The sequence below is a fragment of the Pseudomonas sp. 210_17 TE3656 genome, assembly GCF_054821965.1.
On sequence record NZ_JBTRBC010000001.1, the window covers coordinates 3,068,782 to 3,090,584 of the forward strand.

At 62.9% G+C, this 21,803-nt stretch carries 17 protein-coding genes; 9 read left to right on the top strand and 8 right to left on the bottom strand.

Annotated elements, in window-relative coordinates; all coding sequences use genetic code 11:
* The first annotated feature begins 23 nt into the window (after positions 1-23).
* The 8 genes from glnE to ACVI9W_RS14405 all read left to right on the top strand — a co-directional run bounded on the left by glnE (position 24) and on the right by ACVI9W_RS14405 (position 10,078).
* The gene (gene glnE, locus ACVI9W_RS14370; protein WP_461530348.1) at positions 24-2,960 is read left to right on the top strand and encodes a bifunctional [glutamate--ammonia ligase]-adenylyl-L-tyrosine phosphorylase/[glutamate--ammonia-ligase] adenylyltransferase; all 2,937 of its coding nucleotides are present in this window, start codon (positions 24-26) and stop codon (positions 2,958-2,960) included.
* Between the two features lie 157 nt (positions 2,961-3,117).
* Positions 3,118-4,167 carry a lipopolysaccharide heptosyltransferase II gene (waaF, locus tag ACVI9W_RS14375; RefSeq protein WP_461530349.1) on the top strand — a complete coding sequence of 350 codons (1,050 nt, stop codon included), beginning with the start codon at positions 3,118-3,120 and terminating at the stop codon, positions 4,165-4,167.
* Complete coding sequence (gene waaC / locus ACVI9W_RS14380; protein WP_461530350.1) at positions 4,168-5,226, top strand: lipopolysaccharide heptosyltransferase I; 1,059 nt, start codon at positions 4,168-4,170, stop codon at positions 5,224-5,226.
* Positions 5,226-6,350, top strand: coding sequence for a glycosyltransferase family 4 protein (locus tag ACVI9W_RS14385; RefSeq protein WP_038605906.1), 1,125 nt, complete (start codon positions 5,226-5,228; stop codon positions 6,348-6,350). The genes waaC and ACVI9W_RS14385 overlap by 1 nt, the downstream gene beginning before the upstream one ends.
* Positions 6,347-7,153 carry a lipopolysaccharide core heptose(I) kinase RfaP gene (rfaP, locus tag ACVI9W_RS14390; RefSeq protein ID WP_038605909.1) on the top strand — a complete coding sequence of 269 codons (807 nt, stop codon included), beginning with the start codon at positions 6,347-6,349 and terminating at the stop codon, positions 7,151-7,153. Before ACVI9W_RS14385 ends, rfaP begins: the two co-directional genes overlap by 4 nt.
* A complete protein-coding gene (locus tag ACVI9W_RS14395; RefSeq protein ID WP_038605910.1) occupies positions 7,153-7,887 on the top strand; it encodes a lipopolysaccharide kinase InaA family protein in 735 nt (244 codons plus the stop codon). The genes rfaP and ACVI9W_RS14395 overlap by 1 nt, the downstream gene beginning before the upstream one ends.
* On the top strand, positions 7,884-8,636 hold the full coding sequence (locus tag ACVI9W_RS14400) for a lipopolysaccharide kinase InaA family protein (protein ID WP_038605912.1): 753 nt from the start codon (positions 7,884-7,886) through the stop codon (positions 8,634-8,636). The genes ACVI9W_RS14395 and ACVI9W_RS14400 overlap by 4 nt, the downstream gene beginning before the upstream one ends.
* Entirely contained in the window at positions 8,636-10,078 is a 1,443-nt protein-coding gene (locus ACVI9W_RS14405; protein WP_461530351.1) for a lipopolysaccharide kinase InaA family protein, read from the top strand. Before ACVI9W_RS14400 ends, ACVI9W_RS14405 begins: the two co-directional genes overlap by 1 nt.
* Here the strand turns inward: ACVI9W_RS14405 and ACVI9W_RS14410 are convergent.
* From ACVI9W_RS14410 to ACVI9W_RS14445, 8 genes are all read right to left on the bottom strand, one after another.
* A complete protein-coding gene (locus tag ACVI9W_RS14410) occupies positions 10,051-12,846 on the bottom strand; it encodes a dermonecrotic toxin domain-containing protein (protein WP_461530352.1) in 2,796 nt (931 codons plus the stop codon). The genes ACVI9W_RS14405 and ACVI9W_RS14410 overlap by 28 nt on opposite strands.
* A gap of 68 nt (positions 12,847-12,914) precedes the next feature.
* Complete coding sequence (locus tag ACVI9W_RS14415; RefSeq protein ID WP_038605917.1) at positions 12,915-13,106, bottom strand: hypothetical protein; 192 nt, start codon at positions 13,104-13,106, stop codon at positions 12,915-12,917.
* The gene (locus ACVI9W_RS14420) at positions 13,103-14,221 is read right to left on the bottom strand and encodes a PepSY-associated TM helix domain-containing protein (protein ID WP_461530353.1); all 1,119 of its coding nucleotides are present in this window, start codon (positions 14,219-14,221) and stop codon (positions 13,103-13,105) included. The genes ACVI9W_RS14415 and ACVI9W_RS14420 overlap by 4 nt, the downstream gene beginning before the upstream one ends.
* Positions 14,222-14,229: 8 nt before the next feature.
* A complete protein-coding gene (locus tag ACVI9W_RS14425) occupies positions 14,230-16,653 on the bottom strand; it encodes a TonB-dependent siderophore receptor (protein ID WP_461530354.1) in 2,424 nt (807 codons plus the stop codon).
* Between the two features lie 200 nt (positions 16,654-16,853).
* Complete coding sequence (locus tag ACVI9W_RS14430) at positions 16,854-17,819, bottom strand: FecR domain-containing protein (RefSeq protein WP_461530355.1); 966 nt, start codon at positions 17,817-17,819, stop codon at positions 16,854-16,856.
* Positions 17,816-18,334 carry an RNA polymerase sigma factor gene (locus ACVI9W_RS14435; RefSeq protein WP_191831326.1) on the bottom strand — a complete coding sequence of 173 codons (519 nt, stop codon included), beginning with the start codon at positions 18,332-18,334 and terminating at the stop codon, positions 17,816-17,818. Before ACVI9W_RS14435 ends, ACVI9W_RS14430 begins: the two co-directional genes overlap by 4 nt.
* A 95-nt stretch (positions 18,335-18,429) precedes the next feature.
* Entirely contained in the window at positions 18,430-19,134 is a 705-nt protein-coding gene (locus tag ACVI9W_RS14440; protein WP_461530356.1) for a 3'-5' exonuclease, read from the bottom strand.
* Positions 19,131-21,068 carry a DUF294 nucleotidyltransferase-like domain-containing protein gene (locus ACVI9W_RS14445; RefSeq protein ID WP_342623996.1) on the bottom strand — a complete coding sequence of 646 codons (1,938 nt, stop codon included), beginning with the start codon at positions 21,066-21,068 and terminating at the stop codon, positions 19,131-19,133. Before ACVI9W_RS14445 ends, ACVI9W_RS14440 begins: the two co-directional genes overlap by 4 nt.
* 236 nt (positions 21,069-21,304) lie before the next feature.
* On the opposite strand from ACVI9W_RS14445, the gene ACVI9W_RS14450 reads away from it, so the two are divergent.
* The gene (locus ACVI9W_RS14450) at positions 21,305-21,748 is read left to right on the top strand and encodes a response regulator (RefSeq protein WP_461530357.1); all 444 of its coding nucleotides are present in this window, start codon (positions 21,305-21,307) and stop codon (positions 21,746-21,748) included.
* Positions 21,749-21,803: the final 55 nt, after the last annotated feature.

The following is a 21,803-nucleotide window of genomic DNA, read 5'->3' on the forward strand; positions in this document are numbered from 1 at the left end:
TTCTCGCCGATCAAGGATAGACCATGAGCCTGCCATTGCTGGCCGATGTGCCCGCCACCCTTGCGCCGTTTGTCAGCCGCAGCGAGCAATCGTTGCGTGACGCGGTTGCCCAGAGGCCTTCTTTATCGCTCGAGAGCTGGACGGCCCAGCGTTGGGCGCAGTTCGCCCGGGTTACCGCGGCCAGCGACTTTGTCTTCGAACAAGCACTGCGTGATCCGGCCATGCTCCTCGATCTGGTCGCCAGCGGCGAACTTGATCGCAGCTTCACGCCGGGCGAGCTGTGCGCGCAGATTGCCGCTGCCACCCAGGCTGCCACGAGCGAAGACGAGCTGGCGCGCAACCTGCGGCGCCAGCGCAGCCGCCAGCAGGTGCGGATCATCTGGCGTGACCTGAACCGCCAGGCTGACCTGGTGCAGACCTGCCGTGACCTGTCGGACCTGGCCGACGCCTGCATCGATCAGGCCTACCAATGGTTGTACCCACGCCATTGCCAGCAATTCGGTACCCCGATCGGGCATCGCAGTGGCCTGCCGCAACATATGGTGGTGCTGGGCATGGGCAAGCTTGGCGCGGTGGAGCTGAACCTGTCGTCGGACATCGACCTGATCTTTGCCTTCCCTGAAGGTGGCGAGACCGAAGGGGTCAAGCGCTCGCTGGACAACCAGGAGTTCTTCACCCGCCTGGGCCAGCGCCTGATCAAGGCCCTGGACCCGATCACCGTCGACGGCTTCGTGTTCCGTGTCGACATGCGCCTGCGTCCTTACGGCTCGTCCGGTGCGCTGGCTCTCAGCTTTAATGCACTTGAGCAGTACTACCAGGACCAGGGCCGCGACTGGGAACGCTACGCGATGATCAAGGCGCGGGTAGTGGCCGGTGACCAGGTGGCCGGCGCGCAATTGCTGGATGTACTGCGACCTTTCGTTTACCGGCGTTACCTGGACTTTTCCGCGATCGAAGCGCTGCGCACCATGAAGCAGCTGATCCAGCAGGAAGTGCGGCGCAAGGGTATGGCTGACAACATCAAGCTGGGAGCTGGTGGCATTCGCGAGGTCGAGTTCATCGCCCAGGCGTTTCAGCTTATCCATGGCGGCCGCGACCTGAGCCTGCAACAGCGGCCTTTGCTGAAAGTCCTTGCGACGCTTGAGGGCCAGGGGTACCTGCCGCCTGCAGTGGTTGCCGAACTGCGTGAGGGCTATGAGTTCCTGCGTTACACCGAGCACGCGATCCAGGCGATTGCCGACCGTCAGACCCAGATGTTGCCGGATGATGAACTGGACCGTGTGCGTATTGCCTTTATGCTCGGTTTCAGCAACTGGGCGAGCTTCCGTGACCAGCTGACGCACTGGCGCGGACGGATCGACTGGCACTTCCGTCAGGTCATCGCCGATCCGGATGAGGACGAAAACGAAGAGGGCGAAGTGATTGTCGGTGGCGAATGGCTGCCGCTGTGGGAAGAAGCTCAGAATGAAGAAGCCGCTTGCCGTCAGTTGCAAGACGCCGGCTTTGCCGATCCGGGCAAGGCACTCAAGCAGCTCGCCGGGTTGCGCGCCAGTCCGCAGCTGCGCGCCATGCAGCGCTTGGGGCGCGAGCGTCTGGACGCCTTCATTCCGCGTTTGCTGGCCCAGGCGGTGGAGCACGCCGACCCGGACCTGGTGCTGGAGCGCGTGCTGCCACTGGTAGAGGCGGTGGCCCGGCGCTCGGCGTATCTGGTGTTGTTGACCGAGAACCCGGGGGCGCTGCGGCGCTTGCTGACCCTGTGCGCCGCCAGCCCGTGGATTGCCGAACAGATCACCCGTTTCCCGCTGTTGCTCGACGAGCTGCTTAACGAAGGCCGTTTGTTCAGCCCGCCCAAGGCCCCGGAGCTGGCGGCTGAATTGCGCGAACGGTTGACGCGGATTCCCGAGGACGACCTTGAACAGCAGATGGAAGCGCTGCGGCACTTCAAACTGGCCCATAGCCTGCGGGTAGCGGCGTCGGAAATCGCCGGCAATCTGCCGCTGATGAAGGTCAGCGATTACCTGACCTGGCTGGCTGAAGCCATCCTCAACCAGGTGCTGGCCCTGGCCTGGCGCCAGACCGTGGCGCGCCATGGGCAGCCCAAACGCAGCGACGGCAGCCTGTGTGACCCCGGTTTCATCATTGTTGGCTATGGCAAGGTCGGTGGTATCGAGCTTGGCCATGGTTCGGACCTTGACCTGGTGTTCATCCATGATGGCGACCCCCAGGCTGAAACCGATGGCGCCAAACCGATCGACAGTGCCCAGTTCTTTACTCGCCTGGGTCAGCGAATCATCCACCTGCTGGCCACCCAGACCAACTCCGGGCAGCTCTACGACGTGGACATGCGCCTGCGTCCTTCCGGCGCTTCCGGCCTGCTGGTCAGTTCGCTGGGCGCCTTCGAGCGCTATCAGCAGAACGAGGCCTGGACCTGGGAACACCAGGCGCTGGTGCGGGCGCGGGTGCTGGCAGGTTGTGCGCAGCTGGGCAGCGCGTTCGAGACGGTGCGCGCGCAGATTCTGGGCCAGGCCCGCGACCTGCCCAAGCTGCAGGCCGAAGTCAGCGACATGCGCGCCAAGATGCGCGACAACCTGGGGACCAAGGTCAGCGCCGCCGGTACCGGTGCCAACGCGTTCGAGGCCGGCGTGCCCTTCGATATCAAGCAGGATGCCGGTGGTATCGTCGATATCGAATTTATGGTGCAATACGCCGCTTTGGCCTGGTCTCACGACCATCCGGAACTGCTGCGCTGGACCGACAACATCCGCATCCTCGAAGAGCTCGAGCAGGCCGGACTGATGCCCGCCAGCGACGCCATACTGTTGCGTGAGGTGTACAAAGCGTTCCGCTCGGCGGCGCACCGCCAGGCCCTGCAGAAGCAGGCCGGGGTGATCGATGCCTCGCAGTTTGTCCAGGAGCGCCGGGAAGTACGGCGTATCTGGGCTGAGCTGGGGCTGGCATGAGCGGTTGAACCAGGCGAATCAGGCGGCAGGAAGCCTGCCACGACCACACTACAGCCCGAGTGGCGTACACTGGTCCACATATAGCCTGAATATAAAGAGGGGAGGCCAGGCTGTTCGCGGACAGGCTGCAGCCTCCCTGATCGTTTCTGGATAAAGCATGAGAATTTTGATCATTGGCCCCAGCTGGGTGGGCGACATGGTAATGGCGCAAACCTTGTTCCATTGCCTGAAGCAGCAACATCCGGCGTGTGTGATCGACGTGCTGGCCCCCGAGTGGAGCCGGCCGATCCTCGAACGCATGCCTGAAGTGCGCCAGGCCTTGAGCTTTCCGCTCGGCCACGGCGCCCTGGAACTGGCGACCCGGCGGCGTATCGGCAAGTCCCTGGCCGGTCAGTACGACCAGGCGATCCTGCTGCCCAACTCGCTGAAGTCGGCGTTGGTGCCGTTCTTTGCCGGTATCCCCAAGCGTACCGGCTGGCGCGGCGAGCTACGTTTCGGCCTGCTCAACGATGTGCGCAAGCTGGACAAGGCGCGTTATCCGCTGATGATCGAGCGCTTCATGGCCCTGGCCTACCCGGCGGGTACCGAGTTGCCCAAGCCGTACCCGCGCCCGAGCCTGCAGATCGAGGCCGCCAGCCGCGATGCCGCCCTGGCCAAGTTCGGCCTGAGCCTGGACCGTCCGGTGCTGGCTTTGTGCCCGGGCGCCGAGTTCGGCGAAGCCAAGCGCTGGCCGTCGGAGCATTACGCCAAGGTGGCCGAGACCAAGATCCGTGAGGGCTGGCAGGTCTGGCTGTTCGGCTCGAAGAACGATCACGTCGTGGGCGAGTCGATTCGCGACCGGCTGATTCCTGGCCTGCGTGAGGAAGCCAGCAACCTCAGTGGCGAAACTTCGCTGGCCGAAGCCATCGACCTGCTGTCGTGCAGCGATGCCGTGGTGTCCAACGATTCCGGGCTGATGCATGTCGCCGCTGCCCTCAACCGGCCGCTGGTGGCTGTTTACGGCTCGACCTCGCCGGGCTTCACTCCGCCGCTGGCCGATCAGGTCGAAGTGGTGCGCCTGGGCCTGGAATGCAGCCCCTGCTTCGACCGTACCTGCCGTTTCGGCCATTACAACTGCTTGCGTCAGCTCGAGCCCGAGGCAGTGGTGGCTGCGTTGCAGCGCCTCAATGGTCCGGGCCTGATCGATGTTCTGGCCGAGGTCGACTAAGTGCGGGTATTGCTGATCAAGACCTCTTCCCTGGGCGACGTGATTCACGCACTGCCGGCACTCACCGACGCGGCCCGGGCGATTCCCGGTATTCGCTTCGATTGGGTGGTCGAGGAAGGCTTTGCCGAGATCCCCAGCTGGCACCCGGCGGTGGACAAGGTGATTCCGGTGGCGATTCGCCGCTGGCGCAAGAACCTCTGGCAGACCTTCAAGAATGGCGAATGGCGCCAGTTCAAGCAGCGTTTGCGCGAGACCAAGTATGACCTGGTGATTGATGCCCAGGGCCTGGTCAAATCCGCGTGGCTGACCCGCTACGTCAAGACTCCGGTGGCCGGGCTCGATCGCTATTCGGCGCGCGAAGGCTTGGCCAGCCGCTTCTATGACCGACGTTTTTCGGTGCAGCGTGGACAACATGCGGTGGAACGGGTGCGTCAGCTGTTCGCCCTGGCCCTGGGCTACGACCTGCCGGCCGGTCTGGGCGACTACGGTCTGGACCTCAACCGCCTGCAGTTGCCAGCGGCCGCGCCGTTCGTGGTGTTTCTGCACGGTACGACCTGGGCGACCAAGCACTGGCCCGAGGCCTACTGGCGTCAGCTGGCCGAGCGCCTCGGCCAGCAGGGTCTGGAGGTGCGTCTGCCGTGGGGCAACCCGGCCGAGCAGGCGCGCGCCGAGCGCATCGCCAAGGGCTTGAATAACTGCCAGGTACTGCCCAAATTGAACCTGGTCGGTGTGGCTCGCGTATTGGCGGCTGCCAAAGCCTGTGTGGCGGTGGATACCGGTCTCGGTCATCTGGCGGCGGCGCTGGATGTGCCGACCCTGTCGTTGTTCGGCCCAACCAACCCGGGGCTGACCGGTGCCTACGGCAAGTCTCAGGTCCACCTGGCCAGCGATCTTGCCTGCGCACCCTGCCTGCAGAAGAAATGTACCTATAAACCGAGCGCTGAAGACCAGCGCCGGTTCGATCTCAAACGCGAGTGGCCGCTGTGCTTCACTCGCCTGAATCCCGAGCGTGTGGCGAGCCAATTGCGCGCGTTGCTGCTGGCTGAGGATGTTCGTTAATGCAACTGGCTTTTGTGCTGTACAAATATTTCCCCTTCGGTGGCCTGCAGCGCGACTTCATGCGTATTGCGCTGGAGTGCCAGCGGCGTGGCCATCAGATCCGCGTCTACACGCTGATCTGGGAAGGCGATGTGCCGGAAGGCTTCGAAGTGCTGGTGGCGCCGGTCAAGGCGCTGTTCAACCATCGGCGCAATGAAAAACTCAGTGCCTGGATGGAAGCCGACCTGGCCAAGCGTCCGGTCGACCGCCTGATCGGCTTCAACAAGATGCCGGGGCTGGATGTCTACTACGCCGCTGATGGCTGTTTCGAAGACAAGGCGCAGAACCTGCGTAACTCGCTGTACCGGCGCTGGGGCCGCTACCGGCACTTTGCCGAGTATGAGCGCGCGGTGTTTGCCAAGGACGCCAAGACCGAGGTCCTGATGATCTCGGAAGTCCAGCAACCGCTGTTCATCAAGCATTACGGTACCCCGCTGGAGCGTTTCCATCTGCTGCCACCGGGTATTTCCCAAGACCGCCGGGCACCGGCCAACGCCGCCGAGATCCGCGCCGAATTTCGTCGCGAGTTCGACCTCAAGGACGACCAGTTGCTGATGGTGCAGATCGGCTCCGGGTTCAAGACCAAGGGCGTCGACCGCAGCCTCAAGGCCCTGGCGGCCTTGCCGTCGGCACTGCGCAAACGCACGCGGCTGATGGTCATCGGTCAGGATGATCCCAAGGTGTTCCAGCTGCAAAGCGCGGCCCTTGGCTTGACCGATCAGGTGCAGTTCCTCAAAGGCCGCAGTGATATCCCGCGTTTCCTGCTCGGTGCCGACCTGTTGATTCACCCGGCCTATAACGAAAACACCGGCACGGTGTTGCTCGAAGCGCTGGTTGCCGGCTTGCCGGTGCTGGTGTCAAAGGTCTGTGGCTATGCCCATTACATTGCCGAGGCCGACAGTGGCCTGGTGCTTGACGAGCCGTTCGAACAGGAGCAGCTCAACCAGTACCTGCAACGCATGCTCGAAGACGATGCGGCCCGCGCCAGCTGGGCGCGCAACGGGCTGGCCTTCGCCGACAGCGCTGATCTCTACAGCATGCCCGAGCATGCCGCCGATGTGATCCTGGCCCCGGAGCGTAAATGAAACTGATACTGGCCGAGCCGTTCAAACGCCTGTGGGCCGGGCGCGATGCCTTTGATGCCGTGGAGGGCCTGCAGGGTCAGGTATACCGCGAGCTGGAAGGCCGTCGCACCCTGCGTACTGAAGTCGAAGGGCGTGGCTACTTCGTCAAGATCCACCGCGGCATTGGCTGGGGCGAGATCTTCAAGAACCTGTTTACTGCCAAGCTGCCGGTGCTCGGCGCCGGCCAGGAATGGCGGGCAATCCAGCGCCTGCATGAAGTCGGGGTGCCGACCATGACCGCCGTCGCTTACGGCGAACGTGGCAGCAATCCGGCCGGGCAGCATTCGTTCATCGTCACCGAAGAGCTGGCACCGACCATCAGCCTGGAAGACTTCAGTATCGACTGGGTCAAGCAGCCGCCGCTGCCGCGTCTCAAGCATGCGCTGATTGCCGAAGTGGCGCGCATGACCGGGATGATGCACCGCGCCGGGGTCAATCACCGTGACTGCTACATCTGCCATTTCCTGCTGCACACCGATCGTGAAGTGACGGCTGATGATTTCAGGCTGTCGGTGATCGACCTGCACCGTGCTCAGACCCGGACCACCATCTCCCGACGCTGGCGTAACAAGGACCTGGCTGCGCTGTATTTCTCGGCGCTGGACATCGGCCTGACCACGCGCGACAAGCTGCGCTTCCTGCGTGGTTATTTCCAGCAACCACTGCGTCAGATCCTTGCTGAAGAGGCCGCGCTGCTGCGCTGGCTGGAAGGCAAGGCCCAGAAGCTCTACGAGCGTAAACAACGATACGGGGATGCGCTCTGATGGCGGGATGGACACTGGCGCCTGATTGCCAGGCACTGGCGGCGGATTTTGGCAGTATCGAGGCGGTCTTCGCCTTGCAGGGCGAGCGCCTGACGCACGATCCGTTGAGTGAGGTGATCCGCGTTCAGCGTGACGGCGTCAACTATTACGTCAAACGTTACATCGGTGCCGGCAAAGGCTTGCGCCGCTACCTGGGGCGTCCGCGGATCAAGGCCGAGTGGCAGAACCTCAAGCAGTTCGCCAAGTGGGACATTCCCACCGCCGAAGTCGTGGCCTGGGGCCTGGAGCGCAACGGTCTGGCCTTTGGCCGCGGGGCGATGATCACCCGTGAGCTGCCGCGCACCGAAGACCTGTCGGCGCTGGCCGAGCGCAAGGATCAACGTCTGGCCGACCGCGGCTGGGTAGACCACGTCAGCCGTCAACTGGCCCGGCATACGCGGATCATGCATGACCACCACTTCACCCATAACGACCTGAAGTGGCGCAACCTGCTGGTCGATGACCAGGCCCGGCTATTCTTGATCGATTGCCCGACCGGCGACTTCTGGTGGGGCTTCATGCTGCGCTACCGGATCACCAAAGACCTGGCATGCCTGGACAAAGTGGCCAAGTATCACCTGTCGGCCACCCAGCGTTTGCGCTTTTACCTGCAGTATCGTGGACGCGAGCGCCTGAATGCGGCGGACAAGCGTCGGATCCGGCATGTCGTGACGTTTTTCGAGGGACGCGAATGAATGACTTTCTCGCCAGTGCCGAGACGGCACTGCTTGAGCGCCATGGCCTGAACGGTTTCGACCAGCTCTGGGCACTGCAACTCGACGCGGTGGATGAGCCCAATACCGGTCGCGGCGGCTGGAGCAGCGTCTTTCGCCTGGAGCTGGAGGGTAAAGGCTATTACCTCAAGCGCCAGAGCGATTACCTGACCCGTACCTTGCACCGGCCCTTCGGCGAGCCGACCTTCGCCCGTGAGTTTCGCAATATCAGCCGCTATCAGAAGCTGGGGATTCCCGCGCTGCAGGCGGTCTACTACGGTGAGCGCACAGTCGACGGCGAACGCCGGGCGATCCTGATGACCCGTGCCCTCGACGACTGGGACGATCTGGACGGCTTGCTCGGGCAATGGCCGATGCTGGAGATCGGCCAGCGCCAGGACATCCTGCGTGCCTGTGGCCTGCTGGCGCGTACCCTGCACGCCGCCGGCCAGGTGCATGGCTGCTTCTATCCCAAGCACATCTTCCTGCGCGAGCGCAGCGATGGCTGGCTGGCGCAACTGATCGACCTGGAGAAAACCCGGCCGCTGTTGCTGGGCATGCGTGACCGGCTCAAGGACCTTGAACCGCTGTTGCGCCGTGCCCCGGTCTGGAGCGAAGCTGAAGTGCGGGTGATGCTGTCATCCTACCTGGAGCAGCCTGCCGACAGCATGCTGGTCGATACCTGGCTGCAGCGCCTGACGCGCCGCCGCCGTGCGAAAGAGGCACGTTGATGCGTTTGTCCGAACTCAAGGATGCCGGGCGACACCCGGACCTGCCCCTGAACATCAGCCTGGCCGACGCCGCTGGCAATGCCGAGCTGCAACTGCTCAGCCTGCTGCGGGTGTTGCCCGGGCAGCGTTATGTCGGCGCCGGCGTCTGGCGTGGCAAGCCGGTGCTGGCAAAGTTGCTGGTGGGCAGCAGTGCTTCCCGGCATTTCCAGCGTGAGCTTGAAGGTGCACGCTTGCTGGCCGCACAAGGCCTGACCACACCGCTGCTGCTTGCCGATGGCTTGCGCGAAGGTGAGGGTGGCTGGTTACTGTTCGAATTCCTCGAAGACGCGCAGAGCCTGGCCGATGCCTGGGCAGCGGTCGAAGCCTTGCCGCCGCTGGCCGATGAGCAGCAGCTGGTGCTCGCTGAAGCGCTGGCGGCAGTCGGGCAGATGCATGCCAAGGGCTTGTGGCAGGAAGACCTGCACCTGGACAACCTGTTGCGCCATGGCGGCCAGCTGTACCTGATCGATGGTGCCGGGATCAAGGCTGAGACCCTGGGCAAACCCCTGTCTCGTCCGCAAGTGTTGCAGAACCTTGGCGTCCTCTTCGCGCAACTGCCCAAGCGGCTGGAGCCGTTCATCGAAGAACTGCTGGTGCATTACCTGCTGGCCAACGCCGAGCACGCGCTGCCTCTGGAAGCCCTGCAGAAGCAGATCGACAAGGTGCGCAACTGGCGTCTGAAGGATTACCTGGAGAAGGCCGGGCGCGAGTGCACGTTGTTCAGCGTCGAGCGCAGTCTCTCCGGGTTGCGTTCGATCCGCCGCAGCGAACTGACGGCCATGCTGCCGGTGCTGGAGCAGGCCGATGCGCTGATCGACCAGGGTCACCTGTACAAGACCGGTGGTGCCGCCAGTGTCGCGCGCATTGATGTGAATGGCCGGCCATTGGTCCTCAAACGCTACAACATCAAGAACACCGCGCACTGGTTCAAGCGCTTCTGGCGCCCGAGCCGGGCCTGGCACTCGTGGATCGAAGGGCATCGCCTGGAGTTTCTCGGCATCGCCACGCCACGGCCGCTGGCGGTGCTGGAGCAGCGGGTCATTGGCCTGCGCAGTCGCGCCTACCTGGTGACCGAGTATGCCGACGGGCCGGACCTGATCGAATGCTTCGCGCCTTACGTCGACAGTGGCGAGGTGCCTGAGGTGCAGCTGCAGGCGTTGCAGGCGCTGTTGAAGCAGCTGATCCATGAGCGCATCAGCCATGGCGACATGAAGGGCCACAACCTGTTCTGGCAGGACGGCCAGTGGTCGCTGATCGACCTGGACGCCATGTGTCAGCACGCCACCCAGCTCAGTTTCGCCCCGGCCTTCGCCCGTGACCGGGCGCGGCTGTTGCGTAACTGGCCGAGTGGCAGTGCCCTGCATCAACGCCTGGATCAGTTGCTGCCACGTATCTCCGAGTAGCCCGCAGGCAACGCCAGCCAGTCGCTGCTGCGGCCGGTCTGGCGGACCCTGATGCGCCAACTGCCCTGGTGCCAGCGCAGTACCGCCCAGGCAACAACCGTGGCGCGCTGGGCGTCGGGAATAATCAGGTGAAAGTGCTTGTCCAGCAGGTGCCGACGCAGAGGCAGCTGCCTGGGGCCGGCCTGCAGGTACAGCTGGCCGTCGTCTTCATACACTCCGTGGCTGCTGTCGACAGCTTGGCCATCAAGCGGGTCTGCCAGGCGACAGGCATCCAGCAAGCGTTTCAGGTCCGGCAGTCCTTCGTTCCAGATCACCGGTGAGTCGATAACCCAGTCACCGTTCTCGCGACGTTTGAGCGGGAGTTGAAGGTAGGCGTCCGGTTCTTCGGGATCGAGCACATGCCAACGCTGGCCATCGAAGCTGACCTTGTAATAGTGCCCCTGGTTATCCTTCACGTAGTACTGGGAGAGCCCTTCAAACGCAGAAGCTTTTTCGTACACACCTTCGCCATAGATGCCATCGATACGGTAGCGCAGCGTGCTGGTTTCGGGGCTGACCTGGAAGCGGCTTGGCACCGGCAACGGTGGTCGTTTGGGTATGCCGCGGATGGCCCGGCGCATGAAGCCTGTACCAACGTAGCTGGTGGCCGCGTCATTGGCGTGACTAAGGGCGTTGTAGAGGTGCCTGAGAACGCCTTCCCGGTCCTCTTGCCTATAGGCTTCGAAGCCATCCCAGACCTCAAGCGCCAGGCGGCCTGTGGACAGTGCCAGCATGGCGCGATTGGGGAGTACCAGACTGATCAGATCGACGATCAGCCAGGCTGCATCGATGACCGACTGCACGTTGACCTCGGTGGTCGTTCGACTGCTGGTGTTGACCGCCGCGAGCAGGCCGCGTACTTCAGCCATGTAGTAAGCGAAGAACAGATCACCGGAGATGGCTGGCTGGGTGAAGTAAGGGCCCAGTCGACCTTTGGTCAGCAGTCGCTCGGTAATGGCCGGATCGAGTTGCGGCAGACGTTGGGTAATGTACTGGCGTAGCGGCGGGCTGGCACGTACGGCACGTAGCAGCTCACGGACGCTGCTGTATTCGCGCCAGGATCGCCTGTCCGGTGCGTCAGGGGTGTACAGGACAAAGGAGGGAATGCTCTGCTCCTGAGCATTGATCAACAGTACGCCTTGCAGGGTGTGTCCCTTGATCAGCAATTGCCGAACCTGAATCGAGTGGCCCTCCACTTGGCGGCGGTTGCCATTGTCAGGGGCGTCGAGTACGGCAGTCACCCAACGGTATCCGCGTTCCAGCCGATCTTCGGCGAAGTGTCCGGCATAGCGGGCTTTGGCCGCTTCGGCGCGCATCCGGGCACGGTTGATCCGGGCGTGCGCCTGCGTGCGCCAACGCCCGGCGCGTGAATCGATCAATTGGGTATAGAGAAATTCGGCATAGCTTGCGCCGACGTTCAGATCGCGGATAAGCGTCTTCACATAGGCGGGCGAGAGATCGTCGGGAAGCTCCGCTCCTTGCGCATGAGAAATCCTCGCCGTCAGCCAGTAGTCAAAATCGAACCAGGGCAGATTGTTCAAGGCCAATAGGTCTAACGGGAAGGTTTGGGTGATCATCTCCACGAGTTCGTCGCCGACGCGGACTACGCCTTGCCAGGTGACATGACTCGATGGGTTCAGCGGATTCAGATGCGGCCCGGTCTGGCGCCCGCGGGTGATGCTGACCCTGATCTGTTCAGGCGCAAGCGTTACGCCCAGATCGTGTCGAATGCGTGTCTGCAGGCGCTCGCGGGTCCATGCCAGCAAGCTGTGTTGCTGTTGAAACCGGGTGAGGGTGAGGATGCCGGGTGCGGCCGCTTCTTCCGTGGCCAGCACCAGTTCTTGCAGGGTCTGCATGATGTGACTCAACCCCTGGGCGCTGGTCTTGCGCAGCCATGCGGGCAAGTGTTTCTCCAGCAGCAAGGAATAGCGGGTTTGCAGTGCAGCCTGAGCGCCACAGTCTTCCTTCAGGCTCATTGCCTTGTCGAGCCGGGCCAGGAGGTTGCCCTGTTGTTCTTGCAGCCAGGCGTTGCTCAGGCGTTGTCGCTGGGTGTCGAGCAGACGCTCGATCTGTTCTTCGAGCAGATCATAGGCGTACCAGTCATAGCGCAGCCGTTCGGCATGACGCGCGCGTTCGGCATCCTCCTGGTTGCTGAAGAGATGGAGCAGGGGTCTGCTTTGCTGTGGATCGTCCAGGCGCTCGCACAGTTCGGCGTGTAGCTCGGCAAGCGTGGCATAGGCTTCGATGCCATGGGACAAGCTGCATAGCAACGCCCAGCCACTGGTCTCTCCCGGGTTGAGCAGGGTGCCTTCCGGGGTGCCTGCAATGATCACCAGGGTGCCATGCAGGTAGCTGCGCCAGTTCGGTTGGCTGCTCTCCAGCAGCGGCCGATAGACCTGTGGGCGCTGCTGCTGTGGCAGATGCCGGCGTTGCCAGGACTGAGGAAGCTCCAGGCAGGTTCGCATCTGCCAGGCCTGGTCGGCGCTCAGGGTCTGGTCGGCCATGCGCAGGTCGATTTCAGCGAGCATCTGATCGCGGCGCAGGGTGATCAGTTGCTGTTTGCGCGTGACACCTTGAGGATTTGCGCTCGACCAGAAACTCGCCAATGCGCCATGAAGACGCTGGCGCGCACCTTGGTGGTCATTCGGGGGGTGCTCAGGGGATGGAAGGTCTTTGAGCAGCTCGGCGATCTGCTGATCGACGGCTTCGATGCGTTCAAGGGGGGTCATGGTCCAGCTCCTGCAGAAAAGGAGCTGGCCATGCTAGGAGCGCGTAGTCAGGCGCAGTCGGTACACTGTTATGACACTGAGGTGCGGGGTCGCCAGAACCCACGCAGACCCAACACCGCGGGAATGCCCAGGCCAACCCAGGCCAGAGCATCCCACCAGCCATCACCAAGCAGCGCGGCGAACAGCCCGGCGGCACCCGACAGGCCAATGACCAGCGGCCAGGCAAAGACCCTGCGGGTTGATTGCGATCGGTGGCTCATGCTGCCACCTCCTGCACCCGCGGACGCCGTTGCTTGCCCCACCACAGGTACAGTCCGCTGCCCAGCACGATGATGGTCAGTACATCGAGCAGCGCCCAGAGGATCTGCATCGGCCGGCCACCGTAGTCACCAAAGTGCAGCGGCTGCGACAGTCCCATCGCGTCCATGTACCAGGGGCGATCGCCAACGGCGGTCACCGCCAGGGTCGATGCATCGATCAGTACCGGCGTCAGCAGGTGTGCGGTCAGGTGCGTACCGCCCTTCATGAACACCGCGTAATGATGTTCGCTGGAAAAGCGTGTGCCCGGGAACGCGATAAAGTCCGGGACCATCCCCGGCGCGGCGTCGGCGGCGATGTCCAGTACCCGGCTGACCGGTGCCAGTTGCGTCAAGGGCGGTGCATCACGGTAAGGCGCCACCATCGCGCTCAGACTGTCGTTGCGCCACGCCGCGATGACCAGGTCCGACAGGGCACTGATCACCCCGGTCACGCCCACCACCAGGGCCCAGGTCAGGGTGACGATACCGATCAGGTTGTGCAGGTCGAGCCAGCGCAAGCGCGATGACTTTTCATGGCGCACCGTGGCGAACTTCAGGCGGCGCATGAACGGCGCATAGAGCACCGTGCCGGAGATGATCGCGACGACGAACAGCACGCCCATGAACGCCAGCAGCAGCTTGCCGGGCAGGCCGGCAAACATGTCTACATGCAGGCGCAGCATGGTCATCATGAAACCGCCATTGGCCGACGGCATTTCCACCGCTTCGCCGGTGCGGGCATCGAGCATGAAGGTATGCGACGAGTTCGGTTCGGTACCGGCGGTGGCCGCCATGATCGCGATCACGCCATTACTGTCGTCCTCATCCCAGCCGAAGTACTGCATGACTTCGCCCGGGCGATGCGCCTGGGCTTTGAGGACCAGTTGCTGCAGGTCCAGTTTCGGCGTGTCGGCGGGCATCTCCTGCAGTTGCGGAGCATCGCCCAGCAAGTGGTCGATCTCGTGGTGAAAGATCAGCGGCAGGCCGGTCACTGCCAGCATCAGCAGGAACAGGGTGCAGATCAGGCTGGTCCAGGTGTGGACAAAGGACCAGCGGCGTATGGTCTGGCTTTTCATTAACGCCCTTAGAACTTGTAATTCACGCTGGCAACCACGTTGCGCTCGTCACCGTAGTAGCACCAGTAGCCATCGCAGTTGGCCAGGTAGTCCTTGTCGAACAGGTTCTTGGCTTCGACCGCTACGGTCATGCCTTTGAGGGTGTTGATCTTGCGGCCCAGGTCGTAATGGACCGAGGCATCGTAGACGGTGTAGGAGCCAACGTGGGCCAGATCGGTGTTGGCGGTGTTGCCATAGTTGTCGCCGACGTAGCGCACGCCACCGCCGATGCCAAAGCCGTCAAGCGGGCCGTTGTACCAGGTGTAGTCAGCCCACAGGGTCGCCTGGTTACGCGGGATCAGAGCCATGCGATTGCCTTGCTCGCTGGCCGCGCCCTTGAGGATTTCGGTGTCGGTGTAGCTGTAGGAACCGATCAGCTTGAGATTGTCGGTTACCTGGGTCGTCGCCTCCAGTTCAAGGCCGCGGACCTGCAGTTCGCCCACCTGGCGGGTCAGGTTGCCTTCGGTAACTTTGACATTCTCCTGGCGCAGGTCGTAGACCGCCGCGGTGTACAGGTTCTTGCTGCCCACCGGCTGATACTTCACGCCCACTTCATATTGGCGCCCTTCGGTCGGCTTGAACGACTGAGTGGCCGAGACCGCTGCGCCGGTGGTCGGCTGGAACGACTCGGTATAGGAAATGTACGGGGTCACACCATTGTCGAAGACATAGCTCAGGCCGACGTTGCCGGTGAAGGCCGTGTCGCGTTCGGTGCTGGTGGCGTCGCCGAGGTTGTGGAAGGTGGTGCCGGTGTGTACCCAGTCTTCACGACCACCCAAAGTCAGGCGCCAGTTGTCCAGGGCAATCTGGTCCTGGACGTAGAGGCCGGTCTGGCGGGTCTTCTGGTTGTAGTCGTACATGGTGAAGTAATCGACGTTGGAGAAGTCCTGGCCATACGGCGGCTTGATCACGTTGCCTGGCGGCACGCTGTAGCTCAGGCCGTAGTCCCATTGGTAGTTGGTGTTCGAGCGCTGGTGGTCGAGGCCGATCAACAGGGTGTGGCTCAAGGCTCCGGTCTGGAAGTCGGCCTGGAAGTTGTTATCCACGGCGAACTGGCTGATGTCTTCGTTGACGATGCCGGTTTCCCGCGGAACCGTGCCGTCTGCCTCGACGAAGCCGTTGTTCATGGTCGCAACGTTGATGCCCTGGAACGACAGATCGCTCTTGGTGTAGCGCAGGTTCTGGCGGAACTGCCAGACATCGTTCATGCGATGCTCGAAGGCGTAACCGAGCGCGTAATAGGTGCGGTCGTAGAATTCCCAGTCTGGATCGCCGAGGTTCTTGTGGTGGGAGATATCGCCGGCCGGCGAGTCCAGCTTGGTGCCCTGTATCGGCAGGAACTGCCCGGAGATGCCGGTATCGTCGCGGGTGAACTGGGTGATGAAGGTCAGGCTGGTGTCTTCATTCATGTTCCAGGTCAGGCTGGGTGCAAGGTTGTAGCGCTTGTCCGGAACATGATCGGTTGGCGAGCCACTGTCGCGCACCACGCCGCTGACGCGGTAGAGGAACTGGCCCTCGTCGTCGATCCTGCCGGTGCTGTCGAAGTTGATCTGGCGGTGGTTGTTGCTGCCAGTCTGCGCTTCGACCTCGTGGGCGCTTTCGGCCTGCGGGCGACGGCTGACCATGTCGAGCATGCCGCCTGGCGGGGTCTGGCCGTAGACGGACGAAGCCGGACCACGCAGTACAGCGATACGCTCAAGGTTCCATGGCTCGACCTTGGGGTTGGCGAACGAGCCTTTTGGCAGCGGCAAACCATCAAGGAACTGGGTTGGGTCGAAGCCGCGGACTCGCAGCCAGTCGGCGCGGGGGTCGGAGGCGTAGCCGCTGCTCTGCACGCCTGCGGTGTAGCGCAGGGCGTCGTTGAGGTTGAGGACCTGGCGATCGTCCAGTTGCTCACGGGTGATGACCGTCATCGAGCGCGGTATTTCGACGATCGGGGTGTCGGTCTTGGTACCTGCAGCGCTGCGGGTAGCGGTGAAACCGGTGGCCGGGCCCCAGGCGCTTTCATAATCGCCGGTGGCGTTGATGCTGGTTTCCGGCAGCGCCAGGCTACCTTCGGGCGTCGCGACCAGGCTGTAGGTGCCCGCGCTGCTTTGCTGCAGTTGCAGACCGGTGCCCCGCAATGCCGCCTGCAAGGCGCCCACGCCGCTGTACTCGCCGCTGACCGGTGCCGAGGTGCGACCGCTGGCCAGGCTCGGGTCCAGGGTCAGGGCGATGCCGGCCTGGCTGGCGATCTGGTTCAGGGTGCTCGACAGCGGTGCGGCAGGCAGGTTGTAACTGTGCAGGCCGGATTGCTCGGCGGCCACCAGCGAGCTGCTCACCACGGGGGCGGACAGGGCAATGGCGATGGCCAGCAAGCTGGGGCGCAGGAAGGTTTGGAAAACGCGGGACATGCAGCAACTCCTCGACGAATACGTGCTAACTAGCTTCCTTGCCGAGTGAGAGAGAAAAAGTGATAGGGGTTAGTGAAAATTATTTTGATTTAGTTTTCAGGCGGGGCTGCTGCCGCAGCCCATCGCCGGCAATGCCGGCTCCCACAGAGGATTAGGGGTAATAAACCCTGTGGGAGCTGGCTTTGCCGGCGATGAGGCCCTTAAGGCGAATTAGGTTTAGCCACCACCGTCACCCACCACGGGGTGTGCTGCTCGATCTGTACCGGCAAGGTCGGCAGCAATGAGGTCAGCGCCAGGTTGGTGTCGTTCAGCGGGAAGCTACCGGTGATGCGCAGGTTGGCCACCTCCGGCGCAACCCCCAGGTAGCCGCTGCGGTAACGGCCAAGCTCGTCGATCAACTCGCTCAGAGGCACGTTGTCGACCACCAGCATGCCGCGGGTCCAGGCGTCGGCACCGACGTTGAGGCCGGCAATCTGCCCGAGCCGGTCATGACTCATCAGCACCTGCTGGCCTTCATGCAGAATCTGTTCGTCGCCGCTGTCCTGCGGCCTGGCCGCCACGGCCGACTGCAACACGCTCAGGCGGGTACCCTGATCTTCCACTTTGACCAGGAAGCGTGTGCCCAGTGCACGCATGCGCCCGTCTTCGGTAGCGACGATGAAGGGACGATCATCCTTGTGTCCGGTCTCGATGGAAACTTCGCCCTCATGCAGGACAATCAGGCGTTCCTTTTCATCGAAGCGGATGTCCACCGCCGAATGGGTGTTGAGGCTGATCAGGGTGCCGTCGGTCAGGCGCAGGCTGCGTTGCTCGCCGGTGCCGGTGCGCTGATCGGCGAGCCAGTAACCGACTGACTGATAGGCGCTGACCCAGCTCAGCAAGCCAACCACCAGCACCAGGCTGGCGGCGCCACTGCCAATCTTGCGTACACGCTGACGCAGGTTGGCGCGCGACTGCAGCAAAGCCTGGCGCGCAGGCCCGGCTGCGGCACTGAAGCGTTGGTCGAGCATGCCCAGTTGCATCCAGGCGCGGGCGTGCTCTTCATTGGCGGCATGCCAGCGGGCGAATTCGGCACGTTCGTCGGCAGTGCCGCTGCCTGAATCCAGGCACAGCTGCCAGGCGATGGCGGCATCAAGCACGCGGGCGCTGACCGGCTTGCCGTTCATGTCGGTTCGCCGTACAGGGCGATGTAGCACTGGCGCATGCCCTGGGCCAGGTACTGGCGCACACGGGACACGGAAACACCCAGGCGTTCGGCAATCTGCGCATGGTTCAGGCCGTCCAGACGGTTGTAGAGAAACGCCGCGCGGGCTTTGCTCGACAACTTGCCCAGCAGGCGATCAATGGCCTTGAGGTCTTCGAGAATCAGGTGTTGTTCTTCCGGGGACGGTTGTTCGGCTTCGGGGATCAGCATCAGCTCGGCCAGATAGGCCTGCTCGAGTGCCGCGCGGCGAAAATGATCGAACAACAGGCCCCTGGCGATGGCCAGGAGAAAGGCTCGGGGTTCACGCGGTGGCGGCAACTGGTCACGACCCAGCAGGCGCACGAAGGTGTCCTGGCTGAGGTCTTCGGCACGCTCGGCGCAGGCGATATTACGCCGTAGCCAACCGAGTAGCCAACTGCGATGGTCGCGGTAGAGCGTACCGACCAGCTCACTGTGTGGGCTTTGTACGGACGACAAGGCGTTCCCCGAAAAAGATGCGTTAACTAACGAGAATTATTCGCGATTGTTGCAGAATCTTCTTGTGGAACGCAATTGACGCTCATCGGATGGCGCTAGAAGCCGTGACTTTGTTGCTTTCGCCGCCGCCAGCGCTGCAGGTGCTGGTCCAGCTGTACCGGGCTGTCCAGGTGCTGGCGCCGGGCCTGGCTGAAGAGGATCAGGGCCAGTTCGGCCGTGACCATGGCATCGGCGCTGGCGTTGTGCCGTTCGATTGCCTCAAGGCCGAAACAGGCCGTCCAGTCGTCCAGCCCGGCTTCGCGCAGGGTTATCTGCGGGTTCAGCAGCGGCGCCAGTTCGGCCACGTCGAAGAACGGGTGCTGCAGGCGATAGCCCAGGTGGTCTTTCAGGGCGCGGCTGAGCATGCGCTGGTCGAAGGGCGCATGAAAGGCCAGCACCGGGCTGTTGCCAATGAAGGTCATCAGGTCGAGCAACGCCTCGGCCGGATCGCAGCCGGCAGCGATGGCGCTGGGCCCCAGGCCATGGATCAGGACGCTGGAGGTCAGCTTGTGATCGCGCTGATACAGGGTGCGCTCGAACTGCTGGCTGAAGTCGATGGCGCCGTCTTCGATGACCACTGCGCCAATCGACAGGACCTGGTCGCGCTGGGTATTCAGGCCGCTGGTTTCCAGGTCCAGTACTACCCAGCGCTGGCTGCGCAACGAGTCTTCGCTGAGTGTGGCGGCAGGTGCCAGCTGTGCTGCCCGTTGGCGCATGTGTTCGTTGATCTGTCGGGGCCGCAGCCAGGTGAACAGGCTCACAGTTGATACCTCAGGGCCAGGCTGCTCTGCAGGCGTTGGGCCTGGCGCAGGGACTCGCGCAGGATGCGCCTGTCGAGGTGGTTGAGGCTGTCCGGATCGACGCGGTTGGAGTACGGCAGATGCTGGCGGCTCTGTAACTGGTGTTGCTGCATGCGGGTTTGCTGGATGAAGTGGTAGGCCTCTTCATAGGCGGCGCCGTCGAGCGGGTCGATGACCTCCCGGGTAACCAGCTCGCGCAGGCGCTCCAGGGTGTTGTTGGCGCTGATGCCATTGGCCAGGGCCAGCAGTCGCGCGCCGTCGACGAACGGCGTCAGGCCCTGGACCTTGAGATCCAGCGTGGCGGCCTTGTCATTGCCCTGACGGGTCAACACGAACTCCCGGAAGCGCCCGACCGGTGGTCGCTGGCGCAAGGCATTGTCGGCCATCATGCGCTGGAACAGGCGGTTATCGGCGACCTGTTCAAGAATGCTCTGGCGCAGTTGTTCGCAGGCGCTTTCGTCACCCCAGACCACCCGCAGATCGAAATAGATGCTCGAAGCCAGCAGGTTTTCCGGGGTGGCTTCACGGATAAAGGCGGCGAAGCGTCGCGCCCATTCGGCACGGGACAGGCACAGCTCGGGGTTGCCGGCCATGATGTTGCCCTTGCACAGGGTAAAGCCGCATTGCGCCAGGCCCTGGTTGATGTGTTGCGCCAGCGCCAGCAGACGGCCACGGATCTCGGCGGCGTGGGCGGCATCGCGGGCTTCGAACAGAATGCCGTTGTCCTGGTCGGTGTGCAGGGTCTGTTCGCGCCGGCCCTCACTGCCAAAGCACAGCCAGCTGAAAGGCACGCCCGGATCGCCTTTTTCTTCGATCGCCAGCTCGATCACCCGGCAGACAGTGTGATCGTTGAGCAGGGTAATGATCTGGGTAATCTGTGTTGAAGACGCACCATGGGCGAGCATGCGTTCGACCAACTGGCCGATCTCGCCGCGCAGCGACACCAGGCTTTCGATCCGTGTGGCATGGCGGATGGTCCGCGCCAGGTGGACTAGGTCGACACGTTGCAGGGAGAACAGGTCGCGCTCGGAGACCACGCCGCACAAGCGCTGGTCCTCGACCAGGCAGACGTGGGCGATGTGCCGTTCGGTCATGGCAATGGCGGCGTCGAAAGCGCTGGCCTGGGGGCTCAGGTAGAACGGATTGTGAGTCATATGGCCGGCGATCGGCTGGGCAAAGTCGGCGCTGGCGTCGGCCACCACCTGGCGCAGGTCGCGCAGGGTGAAGATCCCCAGCGGAAAGCGCTGCTCATCGACGATCACGATGCTGCCGACCTGTTGCTCGTGCATCAGCGCCACGGCCTCACGCAGCGGCGTGTGGCGTTCGCAGACCACCGGGTGACGCATGGCCAGCTCGCCCAGGCGGGTATTGAGTGAGTATTGGGTGCCGAGGGTTTCTACCGCGCGACGCTGGACCTGCTGATTGACCTGGTCGAGCAGGCTGCTGACGCCGCGCAGGGCAAAGTCGCGAAACACGTCCGAGAGGGCGAACAGACGAATGAATGCCGCCTTGTTCAACTGCAGGCAGAAGGTGTCTTCACCGGCCAGATGTTCAGTGCGGGTCGCGCGCTCGCCGAGCAGGGCGGCCAGGGGAAAGCACTCGCCGCTGGTGATCTCGAACGTGGTTTCGGTGCCGGGGCGGGTGACGTGCTGGCGTTCGCCGATCACCCGGCCCTGTTTGACGATGTAGAAGTGCTCGACCGGCCCGTCGCCGGGCTTGATGATGCTGTCATTGGCCGCATAGAAACGCAGCTGACACTGCTCGACGAGAAACGCCAGGTGGGCGTTCTCCATCTGATTGAAGGGGGGAAAGCGTTGCAGGAACTGCAGGGTCCCCTGGATGTTCTGCAGTACTGCAGTTTTTCCGGCCTGGGAGAAGGCGTCCATTTTGCTCATGAGCATTACCGCGTCTTTGTGTCGACCTTGTAGATATCGACCTTGTTGTTTTCGACCCTCATGGTCGGCTGCAGGGTGCCCAGTGCCCATTGGACGTAAGTCTAAATGGGGCGACGGGCAGGGTGAGAAACGCGACGGGTGTCAAATTGTCGACGAGAGGCGGGTTGCAAGGTGATCAAAAGCGGTCTGAACTTGATTCGAGGGACATTTTGCGAGTCATTGATGATGAGACAGCCATGCCCGACCAAGAAGACATACTGAGTGATGCCGAACGTGAAGCACTGGCAACGGTTACGGCGCCGCGGGCTGTGCCACAGAAAGTATTGATCGTCGATGACAACAAGCTGGCTCGCGAAGCGTTGGCCAGTTACCTGAAAACCAAGGGTATCAAGTGCGTGATGGCGGAAAATGCCGAACAGGCCCTGGAGCGCCTGGAAGGCAAGCAGGATATCGGTTTGTTGATTACCGATCTGCGTATGGGGCCGTTCGATGGCCTGGAGCTGATCCGGCAGATTCGCGAATCAGACAAAGCGGCGTTGCCGATCATCATCGTGTCCGGTGATGCCGACGTGCCAGACGCCATAGCGGCGATGCATTTGAGTGTCGTCGACTTTTTGCTCAAGCCGATCGATCCGAACAAGTTGATGGGGTTGGTGCGCAGGGAGTTGGGAATCGCTTGAAGCTGATCGCGGGTCAAGCCCGCTCCCACAAAACCTGTGGGAGCGGGCTTGACCC